This window comes from Myxococcus sp. MH1 (genome assembly GCF_059738865.1).
The window spans coordinates 10,269,676-10,288,424 of sequence record NZ_AP026947.1; the positions used below are offsets into that span (position 1 = coordinate 10,269,676).

General features: G+C 71.8%; 19 protein-coding genes. 9 read left to right on the forward strand and 10 right to left on the reverse strand.

Annotation, left to right across the window (positions count from 1 at the left end; all coding sequences use genetic code 11):
• Nucleotides 1-26: 26 nt before the first annotated feature.
• Complete coding sequence (locus AC6JA9_RS40705) at nucleotides 27-1,040, reverse strand: 2-hydroxyacid dehydrogenase (RefSeq protein WP_223750425.1); 1,014 nt, start codon at nucleotides 1,038-1,040, stop codon at nucleotides 27-29.
• A 258-nt stretch (nucleotides 1,041-1,298) separates the two neighbouring features.
• Between AC6JA9_RS40705 and AC6JA9_RS40710 the strand changes: the two genes are divergently transcribed.
• On the forward strand, nucleotides 1,299-1,751 hold the full coding sequence (locus tag AC6JA9_RS40710) for a thioredoxin family protein (protein ID WP_223750426.1): 453 nt from the start codon (nucleotides 1,299-1,301) through the stop codon (nucleotides 1,749-1,751).
• Between the two features lie 60 nt (nucleotides 1,752-1,811).
• Nucleotides 1,812-3,152, forward strand: a complete 1,341-nt coding sequence (locus AC6JA9_RS40715) for a nicotinate phosphoribosyltransferase (RefSeq protein WP_223750427.1) — start codon at nucleotides 1,812-1,814, stop codon at nucleotides 3,150-3,152.
• Here the strand turns inward: AC6JA9_RS40715 and AC6JA9_RS40720 are convergent.
• Together AC6JA9_RS40720 and AC6JA9_RS40725 are read right to left on the reverse strand one after the other, a co-directional pair.
• A complete protein-coding gene (locus tag AC6JA9_RS40720) occupies nucleotides 3,119-3,616 on the reverse strand; it encodes a DoxX family protein (protein WP_223750428.1) in 498 nt (165 codons plus the stop codon). The two genes, AC6JA9_RS40715 and AC6JA9_RS40720, sit on opposite strands and share 34 nt — an antisense overlap.
• 86 nt (nucleotides 3,617-3,702) lie before the next feature.
• Complete coding sequence (locus tag AC6JA9_RS40725; protein ID WP_497958759.1) at nucleotides 3,703-4,605, reverse strand: LysR family transcriptional regulator; 903 nt, start codon at nucleotides 4,603-4,605, stop codon at nucleotides 3,703-3,705.
• A 175-nt stretch (nucleotides 4,606-4,780) separates the two neighbouring features.
• Here AC6JA9_RS40725 and AC6JA9_RS40730 point away from each other — a divergent pair, with 175 nt between their 5' ends.
• Nucleotides 4,781-5,896 (forward strand): Kelch repeat-containing protein, encoded by a 1,116-nt coding sequence (locus AC6JA9_RS40730; protein WP_267698894.1) that lies wholly within the window; start codon nucleotides 4,781-4,783, stop codon nucleotides 5,894-5,896.
• Between the two features lie 87 nt (nucleotides 5,897-5,983).
• On the opposite strand, the gene AC6JA9_RS40735 is transcribed toward AC6JA9_RS40730, so the two are convergent.
• Entirely contained in the window at nucleotides 5,984-6,703 is a 720-nt protein-coding gene (locus AC6JA9_RS40735) for a trimeric intracellular cation channel family protein (protein WP_223750431.1), read from the reverse strand.
• Between the two features lie 227 nt (nucleotides 6,704-6,930).
• On the opposite strand from AC6JA9_RS40735, the gene AC6JA9_RS40740 reads away from it, so the two are divergent.
• Both AC6JA9_RS40740 and AC6JA9_RS40745 read left to right on the forward strand, forming a co-directional pair.
• Entirely contained in the window at nucleotides 6,931-7,398 is a 468-nt protein-coding gene (locus AC6JA9_RS40740; protein WP_223750432.1) for an amidohydrolase family protein, read from the forward strand.
• Nucleotides 7,399-7,596: 198 nt separating this feature from the next.
• Nucleotides 7,597-8,694 carry a hypothetical protein gene (locus AC6JA9_RS40745; RefSeq protein WP_223750433.1) on the forward strand — a complete coding sequence of 366 codons (1,098 nt, stop codon included), beginning with the start codon at nucleotides 7,597-7,599 and terminating at the stop codon, nucleotides 8,692-8,694.
• Between the two features lie 94 nt (nucleotides 8,695-8,788).
• Here AC6JA9_RS40745 and AC6JA9_RS40750 read toward each other — a convergent pair whose 3' ends face one another.
• From AC6JA9_RS40750 to AC6JA9_RS40760, 3 genes are all read right to left on the reverse strand, one after another.
• Entirely contained in the window at nucleotides 8,789-9,448 is a 660-nt protein-coding gene (locus tag AC6JA9_RS40750; RefSeq protein WP_223750434.1) for a YIP1 family protein, read from the reverse strand.
• A gap of 665 nt (nucleotides 9,449-10,113) precedes the next feature.
• Nucleotides 10,114-12,330 (reverse strand): serine hydrolase domain-containing protein, encoded by a 2,217-nt coding sequence (locus tag AC6JA9_RS40755; protein ID WP_473568446.1) that lies wholly within the window; start codon nucleotides 12,328-12,330, stop codon nucleotides 10,114-10,116.
• A gap of 2 nt (nucleotides 12,331-12,332) precedes the next feature.
• Nucleotides 12,333-13,799: a GDSL-type esterase/lipase family protein gene (locus tag AC6JA9_RS40760; protein ID WP_473568260.1), complete on the reverse strand. Its 1,467-nt coding sequence runs from the start codon at nucleotides 13,797-13,799 to the stop codon at nucleotides 12,333-12,335.
• Between the two features lie 232 nt (nucleotides 13,800-14,031).
• Here AC6JA9_RS40760 and AC6JA9_RS40765 point away from each other — a divergent pair, with 232 nt between their 5' ends.
• Genes AC6JA9_RS40765 through AC6JA9_RS40775 form a run of 3 tightly spaced genes read left to right on the forward strand, consistent with a single transcriptional unit; the run spans nucleotide 14,032 to nucleotide 15,407 of the window.
• A complete protein-coding gene (locus AC6JA9_RS40765; protein ID WP_141327495.1) occupies nucleotides 14,032-14,385 on the forward strand; it encodes a helix-turn-helix domain-containing protein in 354 nt (117 codons plus the stop codon).
• A gap of 20 nt (nucleotides 14,386-14,405) precedes the next feature.
• Nucleotides 14,406-14,843: a response regulator gene (locus tag AC6JA9_RS40770; protein ID WP_267698888.1), complete on the forward strand. Its 438-nt coding sequence runs from the start codon at nucleotides 14,406-14,408 to the stop codon at nucleotides 14,841-14,843.
• A 57-nt stretch (nucleotides 14,844-14,900) separates the two neighbouring features.
• Nucleotides 14,901-15,407, forward strand: coding sequence for a MarR family winged helix-turn-helix transcriptional regulator (locus AC6JA9_RS40775; protein ID WP_223750438.1), 507 nt, complete (start codon nucleotides 14,901-14,903; stop codon nucleotides 15,405-15,407).
• Here the strand turns inward: AC6JA9_RS40775 and AC6JA9_RS40780 are convergent.
• The 3 genes from AC6JA9_RS40780 to AC6JA9_RS40790 all read right to left on the reverse strand — a co-directional run bounded on the left by AC6JA9_RS40780 (nucleotide 15,404) and on the right by AC6JA9_RS40790 (nucleotide 17,938).
• The gene (locus AC6JA9_RS40780) at nucleotides 15,404-15,706 is read right to left on the reverse strand and encodes a hypothetical protein (RefSeq protein WP_223750439.1); all 303 of its coding nucleotides are present in this window, start codon (nucleotides 15,704-15,706) and stop codon (nucleotides 15,404-15,406) included. The genes AC6JA9_RS40775 and AC6JA9_RS40780 overlap by 4 nt on opposite strands.
• 169 nt (nucleotides 15,707-15,875) lie before the next feature.
• Complete coding sequence (locus tag AC6JA9_RS40785) at nucleotides 15,876-16,892, reverse strand: NAD(P)-dependent oxidoreductase (protein ID WP_408888732.1); 1,017 nt, start codon at nucleotides 16,890-16,892, stop codon at nucleotides 15,876-15,878.
• A gap of 32 nt (nucleotides 16,893-16,924) precedes the next feature.
• On the reverse strand, nucleotides 16,925-17,938 hold the full coding sequence (locus AC6JA9_RS40790; protein ID WP_497958760.1) for an NAD(P)-dependent oxidoreductase: 1,014 nt from the start codon (nucleotides 17,936-17,938) through the stop codon (nucleotides 16,925-16,927).
• 188 nt (nucleotides 17,939-18,126) lie between these two features.
• On the opposite strand from AC6JA9_RS40790, the gene AC6JA9_RS40795 reads away from it, so the two are divergent.
• Nucleotides 18,127-18,717, forward strand: coding sequence for a TetR/AcrR family transcriptional regulator (locus AC6JA9_RS40795; protein ID WP_223750442.1), 591 nt, complete (start codon nucleotides 18,127-18,129; stop codon nucleotides 18,715-18,717).
• Nucleotides 18,718-18,749 lie beyond the last annotated feature (32 nt).

Genomic DNA, 18,749 nt, shown 5'->3' on the forward strand with positions numbered 1-18,749 from the left:
TCCTCGAGTCGGCTACGGGATGGGGTTCACGCGGGCCGCACCTGCTCCACGCGCACCTCGTTGACCAGGGGCTCGCCGCGCTCGAAGGCCCGGACGCTCGCGAGCGTGGTGTGGGCGATTCTGCCCAGCGCCTCGCGGGTGAGGAAGGCTTGATGCGAGGTGACGAGCACGTTGGGAAAGGTGAGCAGCCGCGCCAGCACGTCGTCCTGGAGCACCTGGCCGGAGAGGTCCTGGAAGAAGACGCCCTCCTCCTCCTCGTACACGTCCAGCCCCGCCGCGCCGATGTGGCCGGACTTGAGCGCGTCGATGAGCGCGCGGCTGTCGATGAGCGCGCCCCGGCCCGTGTTGACCAGCACCACGCCGCGCTTCATCCGTGCCAGCGCCTTCGCGTCCACCATGTGGTGGGTGCCCGGCGTCAGCGGCACGTGCAGCGAGATGACGTCGCTGACGGCGTAGAGCTCCTCCAGCGTCACGTAGCGGGCGCCCACCTCGCGCGCGAAGGTCGCGTCGGCGACGGCGTCGAAGCAGACGACGTCACAGCCGAAGCCCCGGAAGATGCGCGCCGCGACGCGGCCGATGCGGCCCGTGCCGGCGATGCCCACCGTCTTGCCCGCCAGGTCGAAGCCCACCAGGCCGTCGAGCGAGAAGTTCCAGTCGCGCACGCGCGCGAAGGCGCGGGGGATGTGGCGGTTGAGCGAGAGCACCAGCGTCACCGCGTGCTCGGCCACCGCGTGCGGTGAGTACTCCGGCACGCGCGTCACCCGCACGTCCAGCCGCCGCGCGGCCTCCAGGTCGATGTGGTTGTAGCCCGCCGAGCGCGTGGCCACGAGCCGCACGCCGCACGCACGCAGCAACTCCAGCGTGGCCGCGTCCACGCGGTCGTTCACGAACGAGCACACGGCGTGGAAGCCCTCCGCCAGCCGCGCGGTCTGCGCCGTGAGGCGGGGCTCCAGGAAGGTCAGCGCATGGCCGAAGTCCGCGTTGGCTTCCTCCAACGCGCTCCGGTCGTAGCGATGGGTGTCGAATACCGCCAGCCGCATGCCTGCCCTCCCGCCGACGGACCGGGTGCCCGTCCTGATGGTGCTCCCCTGCAACCCCCACACCATGCCCTCCTCGTGGTCCAGGCGCGATGGAGGACCGCGAAAAAACTGCGCATGCGCGACAGAGGGCGCAAAAAAGTCAGGGCACCGTGGCGGGCGGGCAGGCGGTGCCCTCGGCGTGACGTGCTCGCGGGGGGACGCGCCGGGGCCCCGCGCGGCCTACCTTTCGCAATGAGAGGCTGTCGAGAAGGAGGCGTCATGTTCCGCTGCGCGGCCTGTGGTGCGTTCAATCGTGTGAGAGAGCCCCGACCCTCGGGAAACCCCGAGTGTGGCCGGTGTCACCGGGCGCTGGACCTGTCGGGCGCGCCGCAGGAGGTGGACGGCGAGGGGCTGGACCGGGCGGTGCTGGGCTCGCCGGTGCCCATCCTGTTGGACCTGTGGGCGCCCTGGTGCGCACCGTGTCGCGCGGCGGCCCCCATCCTGGACGCGGTGGGCCGGGCCCAGGCGGGGCGACTGCTCGTGCTCAAGCTCAACACGGAGCAGAACCCGCGCTCCGCGAGCGCGCTCGGCGTGCAGGGCATCCCCACGTTCGTGGTGTTCCAGGGCGGGCGCGAGGTGGCGCGGCGCAGCGGGGTGATGCCGAAGCCGGAGCTGGAGCGCTGGGTGGCGGGCGCGACGTCGGCGCAAGGAGGCGCGGGCGTGACGGCCTGAGTCGTGCATTCGAGTGCGGCCCGCGCCTCGGCTCGGGGCCCGCGCAGGAGGGGAGTCGACATGGAGTCCGAGGCCGCGCTGCTGACGGACCTCTACCAGCTGACGATGACGGAGGCGTACCTGGCCGAGGGCCAGTGGGACGAGGGGGTGTTCAGCCTCTTCGCGCGCCGGCTGCCTCGCCAGCGCAACTACCTGGTGGCGGCGGGCCTGGAGGACGTGCTCCAGACACTGGAGGGCTTGCGCTTCGAGTCCGAGGACCTGGCGTGGCTCGAGTCGACGGGCCGCTTCTCGGACCGGCTCTTGCGGTGGTTGGAGCGCTTCCGCTTCAGCGGGGACGTGGACGCGATGCCGGAGGGCACGCCGGTCTTCGCGCAGGAGCCGCTGCTGGAGGTGCGGGCGCCGCTGCCGGAGGCGCAGCTGGTGGAGACGTACCTGCTCAACCTGGTGCATCTGCAGACGCTGGCGGCGTCCAAGGCCTCGCGGGTGGTGGAGGCGGCGCGGGGCCGGCCGGTGATGGAGTTCGGGCTGCGGCGCATCCACGGCGCGGACACGGGGCTGAAGGTGGCGCGCGCGGCGTACCTCGCGGGGGTGGACTCGACGTCGAACGTGCTCGCGGGGAAGCGGTATGGGATTCCGCTCGCGGGGACGATGGCGCACAGCTACGTGCAGTCGCACGACGATGAGCTGGAGGCGTTCCGCGCCTTCACGCGCGTGTATCCGGACGCGACGCTGCTGGTGGACACGTACGACACGCTGCGGGGCATCCAGCACGTCATCCGGCTGGCGCGCGAGCGGGGTGAGGAGTTCCGCGTGCGCGCGCTGCGGCTCGACTCGGGGGACCTGCTCGCGCTGTCGCTGGCGGCGCGGGAGCTGCTCGACGAGGCGGGGCTTCAGCGCGTGCGGCTGGTGGCCAGTGGCGGGTTGGACGAGGAGCAGGTGGCGGGGCTGCTCGCGCGGGGCGCGCCCATCGACAGCTTCGGGGTGGGCACGGCGATGGGCGTGTCCGCGGACGCACCCTCGCTGGACATGGCCTACAAGCTGGTGGAGTACGCGGGCCGGGCGCGGGTGAAGCTGTCCGCGGGCAAGGCGCTGCTCCCCGGGGCGAAGCAGGTGTACCGGCAGGAGGAGGACGGCGTGGCGAGGCGCGACCTGCTGGTGCGGCGGGGAGACGCGGCGCAGGGGCGTCCGCTGTTGCGGCCGGTGATGCGCGCGGGACAGCGCGTGCCCGGGGCCGTGGCGTCACTGGCCGAGGCGCGGGAGTACGCGCGTCGGGAGCGTGAGCGCTTGCCGAGGGAGGTTCGGGCGCTGCAGCCAGCGAGGCCGCCCTACTCGGTCGTCATCGGGGACGGGCTGGCGCGGGCGCGGGCTCACGAGGTGGAGGTCTGGGCGACCGAGCCGTGATTCACCGAGACGTTTCGCGCGAGGGCGCCGTCCACGGCGAAGGCGCCGCTGCCGAGGAGGACCTGGGTGACGAGCGCCATGATGAGGAAGGCGACGTACTCCCAGCCTCCGCCCGGGTTGGTGAACATCCAGCCCAGGGAGGCGTGGGACGCGAAGGCGCCGAGCAGCACGGGCAGGAGCGCCAGTGACACGAGGCGGACCCGCAGGCCCGCGATGAGCGCGAGGCCGCCGAGCAGCTCCATGGCGAACACCGGCGTGGCCGTCCACCCGGGGAAGCCATGGGCCACGAAGAACCGGGCGGTGCCCTCGAGGGTGAAGATGAACCACTTGGCGCCCGCGTGGGCCAGGAACACGACCCCCAGGGATACGCGGAGCACGGTGGCGGCGAGGGCGGATGAAGCGGGATGGGATGCGTTGTCGAGCATGACGACGACCTCCGGAAGACGGGTGAGCTGACGCGACATGGAATGCGCGCCTGGCGGCTCCGGCGGAAGGTCTGTGTCGAGAACGAATCGTTCTGCTGGCAGGACAATCCCGTGCGTCGGTCCGTTCAGCCCCAGCGCGCGGGACGGAACTCCGCGGCCAGCACGTCGAGCAGGGCGCGCACCAGCGGCGCGGGGGAGCGCCCCGCCGCGTGGACCGCGTGGATGCCCACGGGCCTGGGCATGAAGTCGTCCAGGACGGTGACGAGCCGCCCCGCGCGCAGGTCCTCGTCCACCATGAAGCGCGGCAGCACCGCGAGGCCGATTCCCTCCGCCACCGCCTCGCGCAGCAGGGTGCCGTTGGCCACCGTCAGCGGACCGCTCACCGACACGGGGATGCGCCCCCGGGGGCCGTGGAAGCGCCACTCGTCCTCGGCGCGCAGGTGCGCGTAGCGCAGGCACGCATGGTCCGACAGGTCCTCGGGCCTGCGGGGTGTCCCCCTGCGCTTCAGGTAGGCGGGCGCCGCGCAGACACACAGCGCGGTGGTCGCGAGCTTGCGCGCCACGAGGTTCGAATCGCGCAGGCGCGTGATTCGCAAGGCGACATCCACCCGCTCCTCGACCAGGTCCACCAGCCTGTCGCTCAACATCACCTCCACCGAAGCCCCCGGGTGGGCCGCGAGGAAGCGCGCCAGGGGACGGGCCAGGTACATCTGCGCGAAGCTGATGGGCGCGTTGACGCGCAGGCTCCCCCGTCCCGCGTCGGAGGCCCCTCGCGTGGCGGAGCCCGCCTCCTCCAACAGGCGCGCGGCATGCCCGTACACCCCCATCCCCGCGTCCGTGACGGAGAGCTTGCGGGTGGTGCGGATGAGCAGCCGCTCCCCCACCCTGGACTCCAGGCGGGAGATGCGCGCGCTCACCACCGACTTGGACACCCCGAGCACCGCCGCGGCCCGGGTGAACGAGCGGTGCTCCACCACGCGCGCGAAGCACGCGAGGCCCAGCAGGTCATCGAACAGAGGCTCCGTCACGCGCGCAGGCTGCCACGGACCCACCTACAGAACCAGATACACACATCTACACCGTATTTCCAATGCAACCCGGTGACTGTTATGGCGCCGTCACGCGGAGTTGACGTGGAAGACCGCCCGGTGCGTCGGTCCCCCCCGTCACAATGCGGGCCTCACCATTCACCACGAGGAACGGATGACACGAGCAACCACAGCGAAGACGTGGCTGGGCCTGGGACTGTGCGGAGCGCTGGCGACGATGGCGGGCGCCACCACGGCGGCGGCCGAGGCGCCGCGCACCGAGGCGCGGGCGGCCTTCACCTCTCCCTGGTCCGCGGCGGCGTCGATGAGCCAGGTGCGCGCGTACCACACGGCGACGCGGCTGCCGACGGGCAACGTGCTCGTCACGGGCGGCAGCGGCTGGGGCAGCGTGACGGCGTCGACGGAGACGTACAATCCGAACACCAACACCTGGGCGGCGACGGCGACGATGAGCCAGACGCGCTCGAACCACACGGCGACGCTCCTGTCCTCGGGCAAGGTGCTCGTGGTGGGCGGCCAGGGCGCCGGCACGCTGGCGAGCGCGGAGCTGTACAACCCCTCGACGAACACGTGGAGCGCCACGGGCAGCCTGGCCACGGCGCGGCGGGGCCACAAGGCGGTGGTGCTGTCGACCGGCAAGGTGCTGGTGTTCGGCGGCTTCGGGGCGACGGCGCTGAAGAGCGCGGAGCTGTATGACCCGGCGACGGGCACGTGGACGGCGACGGGTTCGACGTCCGTGGTGGCGGGCCGCGCCAGCCTCACGCGGCTGCCGTCCGGCAACGTGCTGGCCATCAACGACGACGGCGTCGTCGGCGCGGCCGAGGTCTACAACGTGAGCACGGGCACGTGGAGCACCGCCGCGGCGGCGCCCGCGTTCTACGGGCACGCGGCCATCCTGCTGAACCAGGGCGCGGTGCTGGCCGTGGGACAGGAGCAGGGCCAGTACGCGAGCGGCGCGTGGCTGTTCTGGCCGGAGGACAACGAGTGGGAGTACACGTCCTACGCCACCGAGGAGCGCCGCATGGGCCACTCGCTGACGCTGCTGCCGTCGGGCAAGGTGCTTGTCGCGCGCGGCACGCGCAACCAGATTGGCGGCGTCACGGAGGTCTACGACCCGCAGGCCTTCTGGCAGCTGTCCGTGGTGGGCAATGACCAGCCCACGCAGGGCCACACCGCCACGCGCCTCATCAACGGCAAGGTGCTCGTGGCGGGCGGCACCAGCCAGGAGGAGCCCGAGCTGTACTCCTCCGCGGAGCTGTTCACCGAGTAGCCCGCCGTCTCGGCGCTGCTGCGTCCGCTCCGACGCAACCTCCCCGCCGAGGTCCTCCGCGAGAAGAAGAAGCCCTGAGCCGTCACCTCACGGCTTCACCCACTGCTCGCTGTCCGGGGGCCCACCGAAGTCATCGCCCTTCCTGGGAGGCTGCCGCGAGCGCTTCACCGGCAGCCTCCACCCGCGCCGCACGGAGATGAGCCGCACCAGCGCGCCCACCGCCATGCCCGCCGCCAACGCCAGACGCCTGTGCCCCATGAGCGAGAACGCCAGACACACCACGCTCGCCGCGAGCGCGGCGATGGCGTAGTACCCGGGCTCCGGCCTCATCACCGTGGGCGTGCGCCGGATGAGCACGTCGCGGATGATGCCGCCCCCCGACGCGGTGATGATGCCAATCAACACCGCCGTCCCCGGACTGAGCCCCACCTCCAGCGTGCGCTGCGTGCCCGCCACCGCGAACGAGCCGAGCGTCAGCGCGTCCAGCATCGACAAGAGCTTCACCGTCGGCCCGTGCCGCAGCTCGAAGAGGAACGCGGCGAACGCCCCCGTGAAGGCCGCGACCAGATACGCCGGCTTCACCAACACCAGCGGAGGCCCCACCTGCAACAGCGTGTCGCGAAGGATGCCGCCGCCCACGCCGGACACGAGGCCCAGGACCAGGAAGCCCATCAGGTCCATCTTCCGACGCTCGGCCAGCAGCGCGCCCAGCACCGAGCCGGAGAACACCCCCAGCAGGTCCGCCACCAGCGTCCCCAGCGAGATGACCTGCTCCTGGACATTCGGTTCCGTCAGGTCGAGTGACATGGCATGCGCGAGGCGGCCCGTCAGCGCTCCACCACCCCACTGGCAGCGTGGGGACGCCACGCGCCGCGGGCAACACACGCCGACAGGCCCAGGGACCGTCCGCACGGCGCTCCCACCCCGGCGGGCAACCTCTCGGGCGACGGCGCGACACCTCACGCCCCCGTGGACGGGCTCCGCGCGCGACAACACCTTTTGCTGAAAGCAACCCCCTCCCCCGAGCCCACGCCATGAGCCCCACCCAGCCCGCGGACCGCATCTTCGAGGGTGGCACCCTCCTCACCATGAACGACCAGCAGCCCACCGCCGAGGCCATCGCAGTCCAGGCCGGCCGCATCCTCGCCGTGGGCACCCGCGCCGACATCCTCGCGCTGCGCGGCCCCGACACGGAGGTCGTCTCGCTGCGGGGCGGCACCATGATTCCCGCCATCGTCGATGACCCGACCACCACCGACGCCGCGGCCTCCGGCGACGCCGAACCTCAGGGCACGCTCGAGCCCGGTCAGCGCGCCAACTTCGTCGTGCTCTCCGACAACCCGCTCACCATCACGCCCCGCGCCCGCGAGGACCTGCGCGTGCTGCACATCGTCAAGGACGGCGAGAGCCTCTACTTCGACAACGCGCGCGCCGCGAAGGAAGACGACGACACCGTGTTCAGCGAGGCCCTGTTCCTCGACGAGAGCGGCTGGCTCGTCTGAGCCCGCCTGCCTTCATCGCGCGAGAAAATGAAAAGACATGCGACGGAAGCGATGCGTCGTGACGGGGGGAGCGGGGTGAATGGCACCCACGCGCGAGTGGTCTATCGGAAACTTCCTCGCCGTCTACTCCGAGGGTGACTTCCTCCCACTCCGGCCGTTCTGCGATGGTGTGAAGGAACCCCGCACCGGAGAGCCTCCATGCTCCGCCATCTCGGCCCCGCGTTCTTCCTCGGCACCATGCTTCTCGGTGGCGCCTGCAAGAAGTCACAGGACCCCGTCCCCGAGACGCCCGCGGCGCCCAAGCCCGCCCCGGAGCCCGTGCCCGCCTTCTCGCTGTCGCTCCTCCAGGACGCGGCGCCAGCGAGCTGTACGTGGCTGCGTCAGGACACCACGGGCATACGCAAGGCCCTGGCCACCGTGGAGGCGCCCTGCGCGCGGGTCCGCCTGGCGTGGAGCCCGGACGGCAAGCAGGGCGTCCTGGTGGACCGGGGCAACGGCAATGTGCAGCCGCGCGCCTGGAGAGTGGACTTCGACGCCGCCCAGGGTGTCCCGCTGCCGCTGCCCACCGAGGGCCACACGGACACGGTCGGCTTCGACGCCCGGGGGCAGGTGGTGGCGCTCGTCTCCCAGCTCGAGGGGCTGGCGCGCAAGGAGGAGCGCGGCGAGGAGTTCTTCGTCGTCGACGGCCGCAAGCTGATGGTGCCGGAGATGGAGGGCAGCAGCCCGGGCCTGGCCCACGCGTACCGCCGCGAGGGTGAGGCGTGGAAGCGCATCGAGTCGGTCGCCACGGTGTACGAGACCGAGGACGCGCCGGGCACGAGCGCGCTGGCCACCGCGAGCCAGCTGGTGTCCTCCACCGTCGGCACGGACCCGGACGACCCCGTCGCGACGGAGCTCTCCGAGGGCAGTGAGGACGCCGTGCGATTGGACGCGGTGGTGAAGGACAAGGGCCATACGGAGTACGGCGCCTGGGTCTCGCTGGAGACGCATGGCGGGCCGCTGTACGCGTGGCGCGCGGCGACCGAGCTGCCGGTGCTGATGCTGCCGCTGCGGTGGGAGTCGGAGGACCGGCTGTCGGAGCCCGAGTCCCTGTCGCTGTCCCCCACGGAGGTGGTGGCCGTGCGCGTGAGGGGCGCCCTGCTGCTGGTGAGCGCGGAGGCCCACGCCCGCGTCTACGACGCGCGCACGAAGAAGCGCATCGCGTCATTGGACGACGTGCACGACGCGCGCTTCTGGCCCAAGCAGCGCACGGTGACGGCCGCCATCCCGACGGCGGGCGCGTCGGCGACGCAGTAGTCCCCTCAGGTGCATGAGCGCGCCTTCGCGTCGCCGCGACGCGAAGGCAGGGTCCCCTCCACGGCATGGAGACGCGAAGCACCGAGCGCGGTCGTCAGAGCTTGAGGGTCCCGGGTGCGAGGATGGCCGTCATGATGGCCACGTAGCTGCCCACGCCGATGCAGCAGGTGAGCGCGGGTATCAGCAGCGCGCCGAACACCGCGGGCCCCCAGCCGACACCGTGCAGGCTCCGGTACGCGGAGACGCGGACGCCGAGGCTCCAGAAGGGCAGCACGTACATGCTGCAGAAGGGCACCAGGCCCGCGAGGTTGACGCCCTGGGACAGGGCATGGCCGCGCAGCGTCGTCCTGAACGTGCCTTGCGCGCCGGCGACCTTGAGCACCAGGTGGTCCAGCCCCGCGACAGCGAGCGTGAGGCCCATGCTCAGCAACGGCAACAGCAGCATGCAGACGACGAAGAGGACCACGACGACGCCGCGGAAGAGCGCGGGGTGGGTCTCGTTGTCGGAGCCGCTGGCGGGGAAGCTCTCGTAGGGGAAGGCGAGCAGGAAGAGGGTGTAGAGGAGCCAGGTGGAGGCGTAGCCCACGAACGCGCTGAGGCCGGCGAAGAGGAGCGAGTCGCCCACCGACGCCTCGCGAGACATCCGCTCGAAGGTGGTGACGGGGCGGAGCATCACCTCGACGCACGTCCTCCAGAACGCCTTGACCCAGCCCAGCTCCGCGCGCTGGTCCCACGGAAGCAGGGCGTGGGGCACGCGGGCGTGGCACGACTCGCAGACCAGCTCCTGCCGAGGACCTCGGCGCAAACACCGGGCGCACGCGAAGGCGCCGCAGCGCTCACAGGCATGAAGGCTCATCCACTGAGGATGGACGGCACACACCGGAGCGCCCGAGTCGGGCGGAGGCGAGACGACAAAGGAGGCGCCGCAGCCACCGCAGCGAAGGGCACCTGCGCCCACGGGGGCCTGACAGAAGGGACACACGAACTCGGACACGCTTCACATCCTCGCACAGTCGCAACGCTCGCAAGGCCCCAGCGGAACGCCTGCGGGAGCGCCTCATGCGCAGCGCCTGCCCGTCTGCCCTCGGTGACTCGACGAGCATGCCACCCGCTCAGAACATGAGACACGGACGCATCAACCCGTGCTCATTCCGGCACCCGCCCGGGTCATGACTCGGAGCGAGGCATCCTCGCAATGCGAGGAACGCGGGCGCATCCGCCGCGCCGCTCCGGCACGTGGCGCCCGCGCCACTCCAGCGCGTGGGCTCGCAACGAGGCGCCCGCGCGAGAGAAGAGCATGGGCGCACGAGCTTCGCGCCGCTCCGGCGCGTGGGCTCGCAACGAGGCGCCCGCGCGAGGCGAGAGGCCCATGCACGCGCCACCGTCTCCACCGCTCCGGCCCGCGACGCGAGCCCCCGCTCAGGGCGACGGACGCGGCCGCACCAGTCCGTGGTCATCCGGCACGGGGCCCGCGCCACGGTCTCCACCGCTCCGGCTCGCGGGGTCCACCGAGGGCTCCGGCCGGGCCTCACGCGCGCGTCGCGCCTGACGCAGCGCCGCCTTCGCCTCGGCCTTGTGCCCCTGCGCCTTCTCCCGCTTCGCCAGCGCCTCCCACAGCTCCGGCGACTCCGGATGCAGCGCCACCGCCGCGCGCAAGAGCCCCAGCCCCACGCGCGGAGACTCCGCCTCCGCCACGCGCTTGAGCAGCGGCGTCGGCGCCAGCGCCAGCATGCCCTGCGGCGTCGCGTGGGCCTCGCGAAGATGCCCCAGCACCTCCTCGTCCCGCTTCGCCACCAGCAGCGCCTGCGCCAACGCCAGCCGGGCGTCCACGCTCCTCGGGTGCAGCTCCACCGCGCGCTCCAGCCAGCGCAGCCGCCCCGCCTGCTGCTTGCGCCACGCGAAGCGCTCCGCGATGCGCAGCATCTCGTCCGAGTAGTCCGGCCGCACGTCCGGCGACAGCCCCGCCGCCTTCTTCACCACCGCCCAGCGCGGCTCCGGGTTCGACTCCTCGTCCAGCCGCTGGCGTTGCAGCTCTGGCACCTCCGCGCGCTTCCACCCCGCCACGAAGCGCAGCAGGTCCGTGCGCAGCGGCTCCCCGAAGCGCTCCGTGTCCGGCGCTCCCTGCGCCTCACACGCCGCCAGGTAGTCCGCGAAGAACGACAGCGGCCCCTCGGCCGGATACGCCAGCAGCCGCTCCGGGCCCCGCGCCTTCTCCAACGTGCGCGCCATGTGCGCGCCCACGCGGATGAACACCGACCCCAGCCGCGGGTCATGCCCACCGCGGATGCGCTCCAGCGCCGCCTTGCCATCGCGCGCAATCGCCTTGCGGTCCAGCAGCTCCGACACCCGCGCGAACGCGCCCGGCAGGTCCTCGTCCGCCGGCAGCGAGCCCGGCCCGCGCGTGGCCCACAGATGGTACGCGAGCCCGTAGCTCGCGATGCGCCCCAGCCCCTCGTACACCACCGAGTCCACCGGGTCCGTGAAGTGCGCATCCCGCCGCGTGACGCCCTGCTCCAGCACCCCCTCCATCAACCGGATGGACAGCCGGCGCAGGCGCTTCGCCTCGCCCTCGATGTTCGTGGCCAGCGAGATGACCGTGTCCTCCGCGGGGAACATCACCAGCAGCGTCGTCGTCTCCGGCTGCCCTCCTGCGTGCGCCACCAGGTAGTGGCCTCGCAGCGGATAGGTCGCGAAGCCCATGCCGTAGTCCGTCAGCCGCCCATCGCTCGTGGCCATGGACGCCTGCATCTTCCCCATCGTGTCGCGAGACACCAGCCGGTGCGACAGCACCGCCCGACCGAAGCCGAGCATGTCCCCCACCGTCCCCCGCGTCCCACCCCCGCCGAAGCGGCTGGACACATCCAGGAAGCGCGAGCGCTGGAGCACCCCCTCCTTCACCCGGTAGCCCACCGCCTGGTGCTCATCGCGCGTCGCGGTGACATCCAGGTCCGCGTGCGCCATGCCCGCGGGCTGGAAGACATGCTCGCGCAGGTAGTCGCGATACGACTGCCCGGACGCGGACTCCACCGCCGCGCCCAGCAGGTTGTAGCCCCACGTGCTGTACAGGTAGCGGGAGCGCGGCTCGAACGCGAGCGGCTTCTGCGAGAACACCGCCAGCGCCTCCTCGGTGCTCACCGCCTTCACGTTCTGGGTCGACGCCACGCCGTCATACGTGGGCACGCCGCTCAGGTGTCCCAGCAAATCCTTCACCGTGACGGTCCACTGCTTCGCCGGGTACGTCGGCACCACCGAGTGGATGTCCGCGTCCAGCGACAGCTTGCCCTGCTCCACCAGCTGCAGCACCGCCACCGCGGTGAAGGACTTGGTGACGGACGCCATGCGGTACGTGGTGCGCGGCGTCGCGGGCAGCCGCTTCGCCACGTCGCGGTAGCCATAGCCACACACCCACCGCTGCTCCCCGCGGGACACCGCGACGGACAAGCCCGCCACGGGCCCCTGGGACAGCTCCGAGCGGACGATGGCGTCCAGCGCCTTCGTCACCTCCTCGGGCAGCGCGCGCGGCGAGGCGCCGGCCTCGTCCACCTCCACGCTCTCACAGACGGACGGCAGCTTCGGCGCCGCGACCACCGGCGTCGAGACCCAGAGGACGACGGCCAGCCACCCCGCGCTTCGCATCGTCATGGCACGGCCTCCACCCGCTCGGCCGCCGGAGCCACCTGGGCCACGGGGCCCTGGGCCGGCGGCGTCTCCACCCACGCGCGCAGGAGCGCGTCCGTCACCAGGTGCCCCAGCACATCCAGCCCGCGTCCACGCGGGTGCACCAGGTCGTCATGCATGAAGCCGGACTTGTGGAAGCGCGTCAGCGCGCCCTTGCCGCCCATCGCCTCGTACAGGTTGAAGAACGCGCAGCCCTCCGCGAGCGACACCTCGCGCTCCGCCTCCACCACCGCCTCCAGGAACGGGCGCTGGGTGAAGGCCTTGCCCGAGTCCTTCGCGTCGCGCACCGCGTCCATCGGCCCCACCACCAGGCACGCGCTCGACGGCGCCGCCACGCGGGCCCGCCGCAAGAGCGCCCCCAGGTCCTCGCGCAGCGTCGCCAGGTCCGTGCGCTTCCACTCCAGGCGCTTGGACTCGTTGCCGCCCAGGAAGAACACCAGCAGCTTCGGGTCCCGCTCGGTGAGCTGCGAGCGCAGCGCTCCGTCCTCCAGCCGCGCGTACAGGCTCGCGTCCGCGGACGGGACGCCCAACATGTCCAGGACGATGCCAGGGCGCTCGTGCTGGAGCACCACCCCCTGCACCACCGCGCCCTTGCCCTCCGCCACCACGTCCACCGTCGTCGCGCCGGGCGGCAGCTCGAAGCGCGTGGAGCGCGACGCGCCCGTGCCCTCCGGCGTCGTCCGCGCCAGCACCGTGTCGCCGCTCACCACGCTGAGCGCGCCCCCTCGCGGGACGTCCAGCCACCACAGCGTGCCCCGCGCCTCGCCCTCCAGCTTGAAGCGGCCGCGCGCCTTCGCCTGGGTGGCCACGTGGTACACGCCGGTGATTCCGAACGGCAGCGGCGGCGCGCGCAGCTCGCCCAGCGTGCGCGGCGTCCAACCGCTCGCGCTGTGGCTCGCCCGGCCACGCCCGCCGTAGGGCGCCATCCGGTCCACCAGCAGCACGCCCCGGCCCGCCGCGCCGAAGCTCGCGCCCAGGTCATCCCGCAGGATGTCCACGATGCGATCTCCCGCGATGAGGGAGTTGCCGAACGCCTCGATGACGGTGGGCCGCTTCGCCGCGCCCGACGACAGCGCGTCCAGCGACTCGAAGAAGGGCGCCAGCGCGGTGCGCACGCACCCTTGCGCCACCGACGCCACGCACGGGTCCTCCACCTTCGCGCCCGGAGCACCCAGCTTCACCGCCAGCGCCTGCGTCGAGCGGGTCCGCTCGGTCGGCTCCGGAAAGACCCTGCGGGGCGCCACGGCGGGTGTCACCGGCACCGGGGTCCTCGGTGACGCCACGGCCGGCGTCGCCACCGCCGCGGGGACTGGCGCGGAGGGGGGACGTGCCTCGGAACCGATTTCACAAGCGGTCAGCAGCCCGCCACAGGCCAGGACGCGGAGCACGCGCCCGACGCCCACCCACCCGACTTCCGAATGCGTCATGCGGCATCCAGCGTAGACGAAAGCTTCCGCTCGCGCATTTTCCCGGCCCGCCAGGCCCCCTGCTCTCCGAGGGAGCCCGAAGCTTCCGGGGGCTCGCACCTTGCCCACTGGTTTCGCGCGCGCCTGCGACACACAGGGCCTGCGAGTTGGCGGACAGGCCGATGCCAGGGTCCACACGCCAACAGACTCACTTCACTTGGGCCGCCGCGTCCCCAAATTACCCGCCACTCATATGGAGAAAGCGAAAAACAAGGTAGCGAACTGGACGAGGTTCCATCGCAAGTTCGGCAGCCATGTACGCCAGCTCCGTAATGGCCGCGAGCTCACCCAGGAGGTGCTGGCCGAGCGGTGCGACCTCTCCGTGGATGCCATCCGTCGGATCGAGCGCGGGTCCTTCTCTCCCTCGCTCGACACGCTGGGCAAGCTGTCGGTGGGCCTGGACGTGTCGCTCAAGACGCTCTTCCAGGGCTTCGAGCACGAGCGAACCGGCGACGTGGCGGAAATCTGCGACTTCCTCTCGTGTCGCTCCGACCCGGAGGTGAAGCTCGCCCGGAGGGTGCTCCAGGCGATGTTCGAGGACTCGTAGTCTTCTTCGGACATCTGCCGGTGGAAACCGGCAGATGTTCCCTGTTCCCCACGGCCACGCTGACCTACGCACGCTCGCATATGTCGGGAGTCCCCGAAGGCATCCTCCTCGTCGTGGAGGACGATGCGGACCTGCGCGCCGCCGTCGTCGAAATCATCGCGAGCACGGGACAGCTCGTGTCCATGGCGAAGGACGGCCTGGAGGCGCTCACCTGGTTGGAGGTGCACGGCCGTCCCAGGCTGGTGCTGCTCGACATGGGAATGCCGCGCATGACGGGCCAGGACTTCCTCGGGCGCGTGGCGCGGCACTGGCCGGGCCTCGCCGTCGTGGCGATGACGACGCGGCCCATCCATCACCCGGGCGTGCTCGACACGCTGCTCAAGCCCTTCGACCTGGAGACGCTCCTGGAGCGGCTCCCCGTCTGGCTGCGGCTGGCGCGCGACCTGCCCCGGCCCTGAGGCGCGATTTCATTGCGCACAATGCAGTCCGGGGGCATGGTGGGGAGAGGAGCCGTCATGTCCCCGTCGAACAAGAAGCGCGGCGACGCGCTGCACCTGGACGAGCAGCTGTGCTTCACCCTGTACTCGACGGTGCACCTGCTCAACCGCACGTACCGGCCGCTCCTGGAGAAGCTGGGCCTCACGTATCCCCAGTACCTGGCGATGATGGTGCTGTGGGAGGAGGACGGCGTCACGGTGAAGGCGCTGGGGGAGCGGCTGCTGCTCGACTCGGGCACGCTGACGCCGCTGCTCAAGCGGCTGGAGTCGGCGGGGTTGCTCAAGCGTGAGCGGGACGTGCTCGACGAGCGCCAGGTGCGCATCCGCCTGACGGCGTCCGGTCGCGCGCTGCGCGCCAGGGCGGAGAGCGTGCCGCCGTCCATCCTGGAGGCCTCGGGCTGCACGTTGGAGGAGCTCCGGGACTTGAAGGCCCGCGTGCTCGCCATCCGGGAGCAGTTGGGCGCGCGGCTGGGTGAGGAGTCCTCCGCCGCGGCGCCCCGGGGTCAGCGCAAGAAGTCCGGCTAGCGCGCCGGCGCGGTGCGCGTCGGCCTGCCGCCGATTCCCACCAGCTGGCTCACCAGCTCCAGCGCCTGGGTGTAGCGCGTCATCGAGGCCTGGAGCGCGAGCAGCTCCGCGTTGGACAGCCGCTCGCCCGAGGGCGCCGACTGGATGACGCCGACGAGCGCGCGCTGTCCCTGCTCCAGCTCCTGCATGAAGCGGGAGATGCCGTCGAGCCGCTCCGTGCGCTCACCCGCGGGCACGGCGCGCGGCGCGCCCGCGTCACCGGGGTCCGCCACCTTCACGTTCGAGACCGCGACACTCACGGAAGACCGATTCACCGAAGAAGGACGAGGGAGTGCTGCGGTCAGCGGACGCGACATGAAGCGGACTCCTGCGGGAACGGAGTGAGGGGGAGGCGCGAGTATCCGCCCGTGGACTGACAGTCGCCAGTCGGGTGGGGACGGCGGCCTCCTCTCCAGGCACTCGATTGCGTCATACGCGGTGAATCCGTGTTCCCCACTCCTGGAGGCGGCTCACGACGTAGGCCGCGTCGAGCACACCCTCGGGTGAGTACAAGCCGGGCTTCACGGGCGTCCCACCCGCGAGGCCCAGCAGCCGCTCCACGGCGAGCGCGGCGCCCTTTCCGCTGAGACCGGAATGGACGTCCGCGTCGACCAGCGCGTGACGCACGAGTGACGGCGTTCCGTCCGCCTTCACGCCCTCCAGCTCGATGATGACCTCGTGGCCCGGACCCTGTCCCGGCGCGCGGCGCGACGCGGGGCGCAGCGCGAAGTCCAGGCGGATGTCGCTCGCGTCCGTGACCGCCGCGAGCGAGGCCACGTCGAGCAGCGGATACGCACGGCCCTGCCACTGCGTGCCGTCGACGCCCTGGAAGGTGCGCGTGAGGTCGGCCTCGCTGGTGGCCCAGAGGAACCGGCCCTCCTTGCGGATGAGCGGACTGGGCACGCCCTTCGCCACGCGGTCCATGTCGCCGAGCGCGGCGGGTCCGCCCACGTCTTCCTCGTCGAACACGGCGCAGATGCGGATGGCGTGGACCTTCGCCAGCTCGCGCGCGAAGTGGAGCGTGGCCAGGGCGACGGTGCCGCCCAGGAAGTGCCCGAGCAGCAGCGTGGGCGCGGCGGTGGGCCGCTGGACGTGGAGCGCGACCTCCGGGCCGATGTCGAAGACGAAGTCGGAGAAGGACACGTAGGGCACCCCCTGGTCCTGCGCGTAGCGCAGGGTCCGGAGCGAGTCGTCCTTGAGCAGCACGACGATGGCGCTGAACGTGGAGCCCGGAGGCAGGCCCAGGTCATCGCGCTCCAGGTCGATGCGCACGGCGTCGGCGTGGCCCACTTCACGCGCGAGCGCGGACGCCTTCGTCACGTCGCGCGCGCCGATGCGGAGGGGGAGGTGCGGCTGGAGGTCGCGGAGGGCCTTCACGGCGCGACGACCGACGACGCCGGAGCCACCGATGAAGAGGACGGGGTTGAGCTTCGATGCGTTGTTCATGACGGGATTCCTTTCGAGCAAGGGGATGCGAATCAGGAGAGGCGGCGCGTGCGGACACCGGCCTCCTCGAGCCGTCGCATCAGATAGGCGGGCTCGATGAGGACGTTCGGCAGGTAGAGCCCCGGCGCGACGGGAGCGCCGCCCGCGAGCCCCAGCAGTCGCTCCACGCTCACGGCCACGCCCACCGCCGTGACAGGCGCCTGCCCCTGCGCGTGGCTCATCTCGTAGCGCACGAGTGCCCGCGTGCCGTCCTGCAGCGTGCCCTCGAGCTCGAAGAGCGTCTCGACGGAGTAGGCCCCACCCTTGCGACGCCCGGCGGACAGGCCCACCACCGCGTCGAGCCGGATGGCGCGCGCCTTCGTCTCGGCCGCCAGGCTCACCGGGTCCGTCAGCGAGTACGCCTGCCCCACGTGCTCGTTCCCGTCGCCATCACGGAAGCGACGCTCCCCCGCCGCGCCGCCCACCCAGCGCCACTTGCCGTCCTCGAGGATGAGCGCGTTGGGCGCGGCGCTCGCGGCGCGCTCCAGGTCCGCGGAGGCGGCGGGCCCACCCACGTCCTGCTCGTCCAGCACGGCCCCCATCGCGATGGAGTCCAGCGTCTTGAACTCCCGCGCGAAGTGGAGCGCGGGCAGCGTCGCCGCGCCCACCAGCCAGCTGGTGCCCAGCAGCACCGCCGAGCGCTGGGGCGCGTTCATGAAGTACGCCACCTCGGGCGCCACCTCGAACAGGGCCGTGGAGATGCCCAGGTGCGGGATGCCCCGGGCCTGGGCGAAGCGCAGCGCGTTGAGCGTGTGGTCCTTCACGAACAGGACCACGGCGCTGTACCCGCGCCCCTCGGGCAATCCCAAATCCCCGCGCGACAAGTCCACGCGCACCGCGTCCGCGTGCCCCAGCTTCTGGGCCACTGCCTCCGCGCGGGCCACATCCCTCCCGCCAATCGTGATGGGCAGCTCGGGATGGAAACGACGAAGCGTCTGGGCGGCCATCGAGCCGACGACGCCCGAGCCTCCGATGATGAGGACGGGCTTCTGCGTGGGTGAAGACATGACGGGTGCGCTCCCCTGCCAGCGAAGGCAGTGGTCGAGAGGGCCGGAGGACCGGCGCGGACGGGAATTCCGACGACCCTACAGGAAGTAAGTTACCAAAAGTAGGTCCGCAACCATTTCGACCAGGACCCCGTCGGTTGCGCGCCAGGGGCGAGGCGACTAAGCCCTCAAGAGCCGTGGTGACGCGCATGAGTGAGACCTCTTCCAAGAAGCTGCCCAAGGCCCAGCGACGCGAGCAGCTGCTCGACGTGGCGGTGGCGGTGGTGCGTGAGGAGGGCACGGACGCGCTGACGCTCGGGCACCTGGCCGAGCGCGCGGGGGTGAGCAAGCCCATCACCTACGAGCATTTCCAGACGCGCGCCGGGCTGTTGATGGCGCTGTACGAGCGCACCGACGCGCGGCAGGTGGCCCAGCTTCAGGAGGCGCTCGAGCGCACGCGGCGCAAGCTGGAGGACGTGGCCCGGGTGATGAGCGCCGCGTACATGAGCTGCTACACCACGTCCGGCCCCGAGCACTTCGCCATCGCCGCCGCGCTCAAGGGGGACGGGCAGATGGAGGCCTTCCACCAGGGCCTGTTGGACCAGTACGTGGACTTCTACCAGCGCACGCTCGCGCCCTTCTGCGATTTGCCCCGGGAGGCCCTGCGCCAGCGCTGCGTGGCCATCATCGGCGCGGCGGAGGCCCTGTCGCGCGACGTGCTGCGCGGGGCCGTGGCGGAGGGCACCGCGGCCAACACGCTCGCGTCGCTCATCGTCTCCTGGTTGACCTCGCGCAAGTAGCACCGCCCGCGTCGATGTGATGCAGTCGCGCG

Bases quoted from the DNA above. Each gene is read 5' to 3' on its own strand.
- AC6JA9_RS40720 (WP_223750428.1), bottom strand. From the start codon at position 3,616: ATGTCGCGTCAGCTCACCCGTCTTCCGGAGGTCGTCGTCATGCTCGAC.
- AC6JA9_RS40710 (WP_223750426.1), top strand. From the start codon at position 1,299: ATGTTCCGCTGCGCGGCCTGTGGTGCGTTCAATCGTGTGAGAGAGCCC.
- AC6JA9_RS40730 (WP_267698894.1), top strand. From the start codon at position 4,781: ATGACACGAGCAACCACAGCGAAGACGTGGCTGGGCCTGGGACTGTGC.
- AC6JA9_RS40735 (WP_223750431.1), bottom strand. From the start codon at position 6,703: ATGTCACTCGACCTGACGGAACCGAATGTCCAGGAGCAGGTCATCTCG.
- AC6JA9_RS40745 (WP_223750433.1), top strand. From the start codon at position 7,597: ATGCTCCGCCATCTCGGCCCCGCGTTCTTCCTCGGCACCATGCTTCTC.
- AC6JA9_RS40785 (WP_408888732.1), bottom strand. From the start codon at position 16,892: ATGAACAACGCATCGAAGCTCAACCCCGTCCTCTTCATCGGTGGCTCC.
- AC6JA9_RS40765 (WP_141327495.1), top strand. From the start codon at position 14,032: ATGGAGAAAGCGAAAAACAAGGTAGCGAACTGGACGAGGTTCCATCGC.
- AC6JA9_RS40715 (WP_223750427.1), top strand. From the start codon at position 1,812: ATGGAGTCCGAGGCCGCGCTGCTGACGGACCTCTACCAGCTGACGATG.
- AC6JA9_RS40740 (WP_223750432.1), top strand. From the start codon at position 6,931: ATGAGCCCCACCCAGCCCGCGGACCGCATCTTCGAGGGTGGCACCCTC.
- AC6JA9_RS40790 (WP_497958760.1), bottom strand. From the start codon at position 17,938: ATGTCTTCACCCACGCAGAAGCCCGTCCTCATCATCGGAGGCTCGGGC.
- AC6JA9_RS40795 (WP_223750442.1), top strand. From the start codon at position 18,127: ATGAGTGAGACCTCTTCCAAGAAGCTGCCCAAGGCCCAGCGACGCGAG.
- AC6JA9_RS40775 (WP_223750438.1), top strand. From the start codon at position 14,901: ATGTCCCCGTCGAACAAGAAGCGCGGCGACGCGCTGCACCTGGACGAG.
- AC6JA9_RS40760 (WP_473568260.1), bottom strand. From the start codon at position 13,799: ATGACGCATTCGGAAGTCGGGTGGGTGGGCGTCGGGCGCGTGCTCCGC.
- AC6JA9_RS40705 (WP_223750425.1), bottom strand. From the start codon at position 1,040: ATGCGGCTGGCGGTATTCGACACCCATCGCTACGACCGGAGCGCGTTG.
- AC6JA9_RS40755 (WP_473568446.1), bottom strand. From the start codon at position 12,330: ATGCGAAGCGCGGGGTGGCTGGCCGTCGTCCTCTGGGTCTCGACGCCG.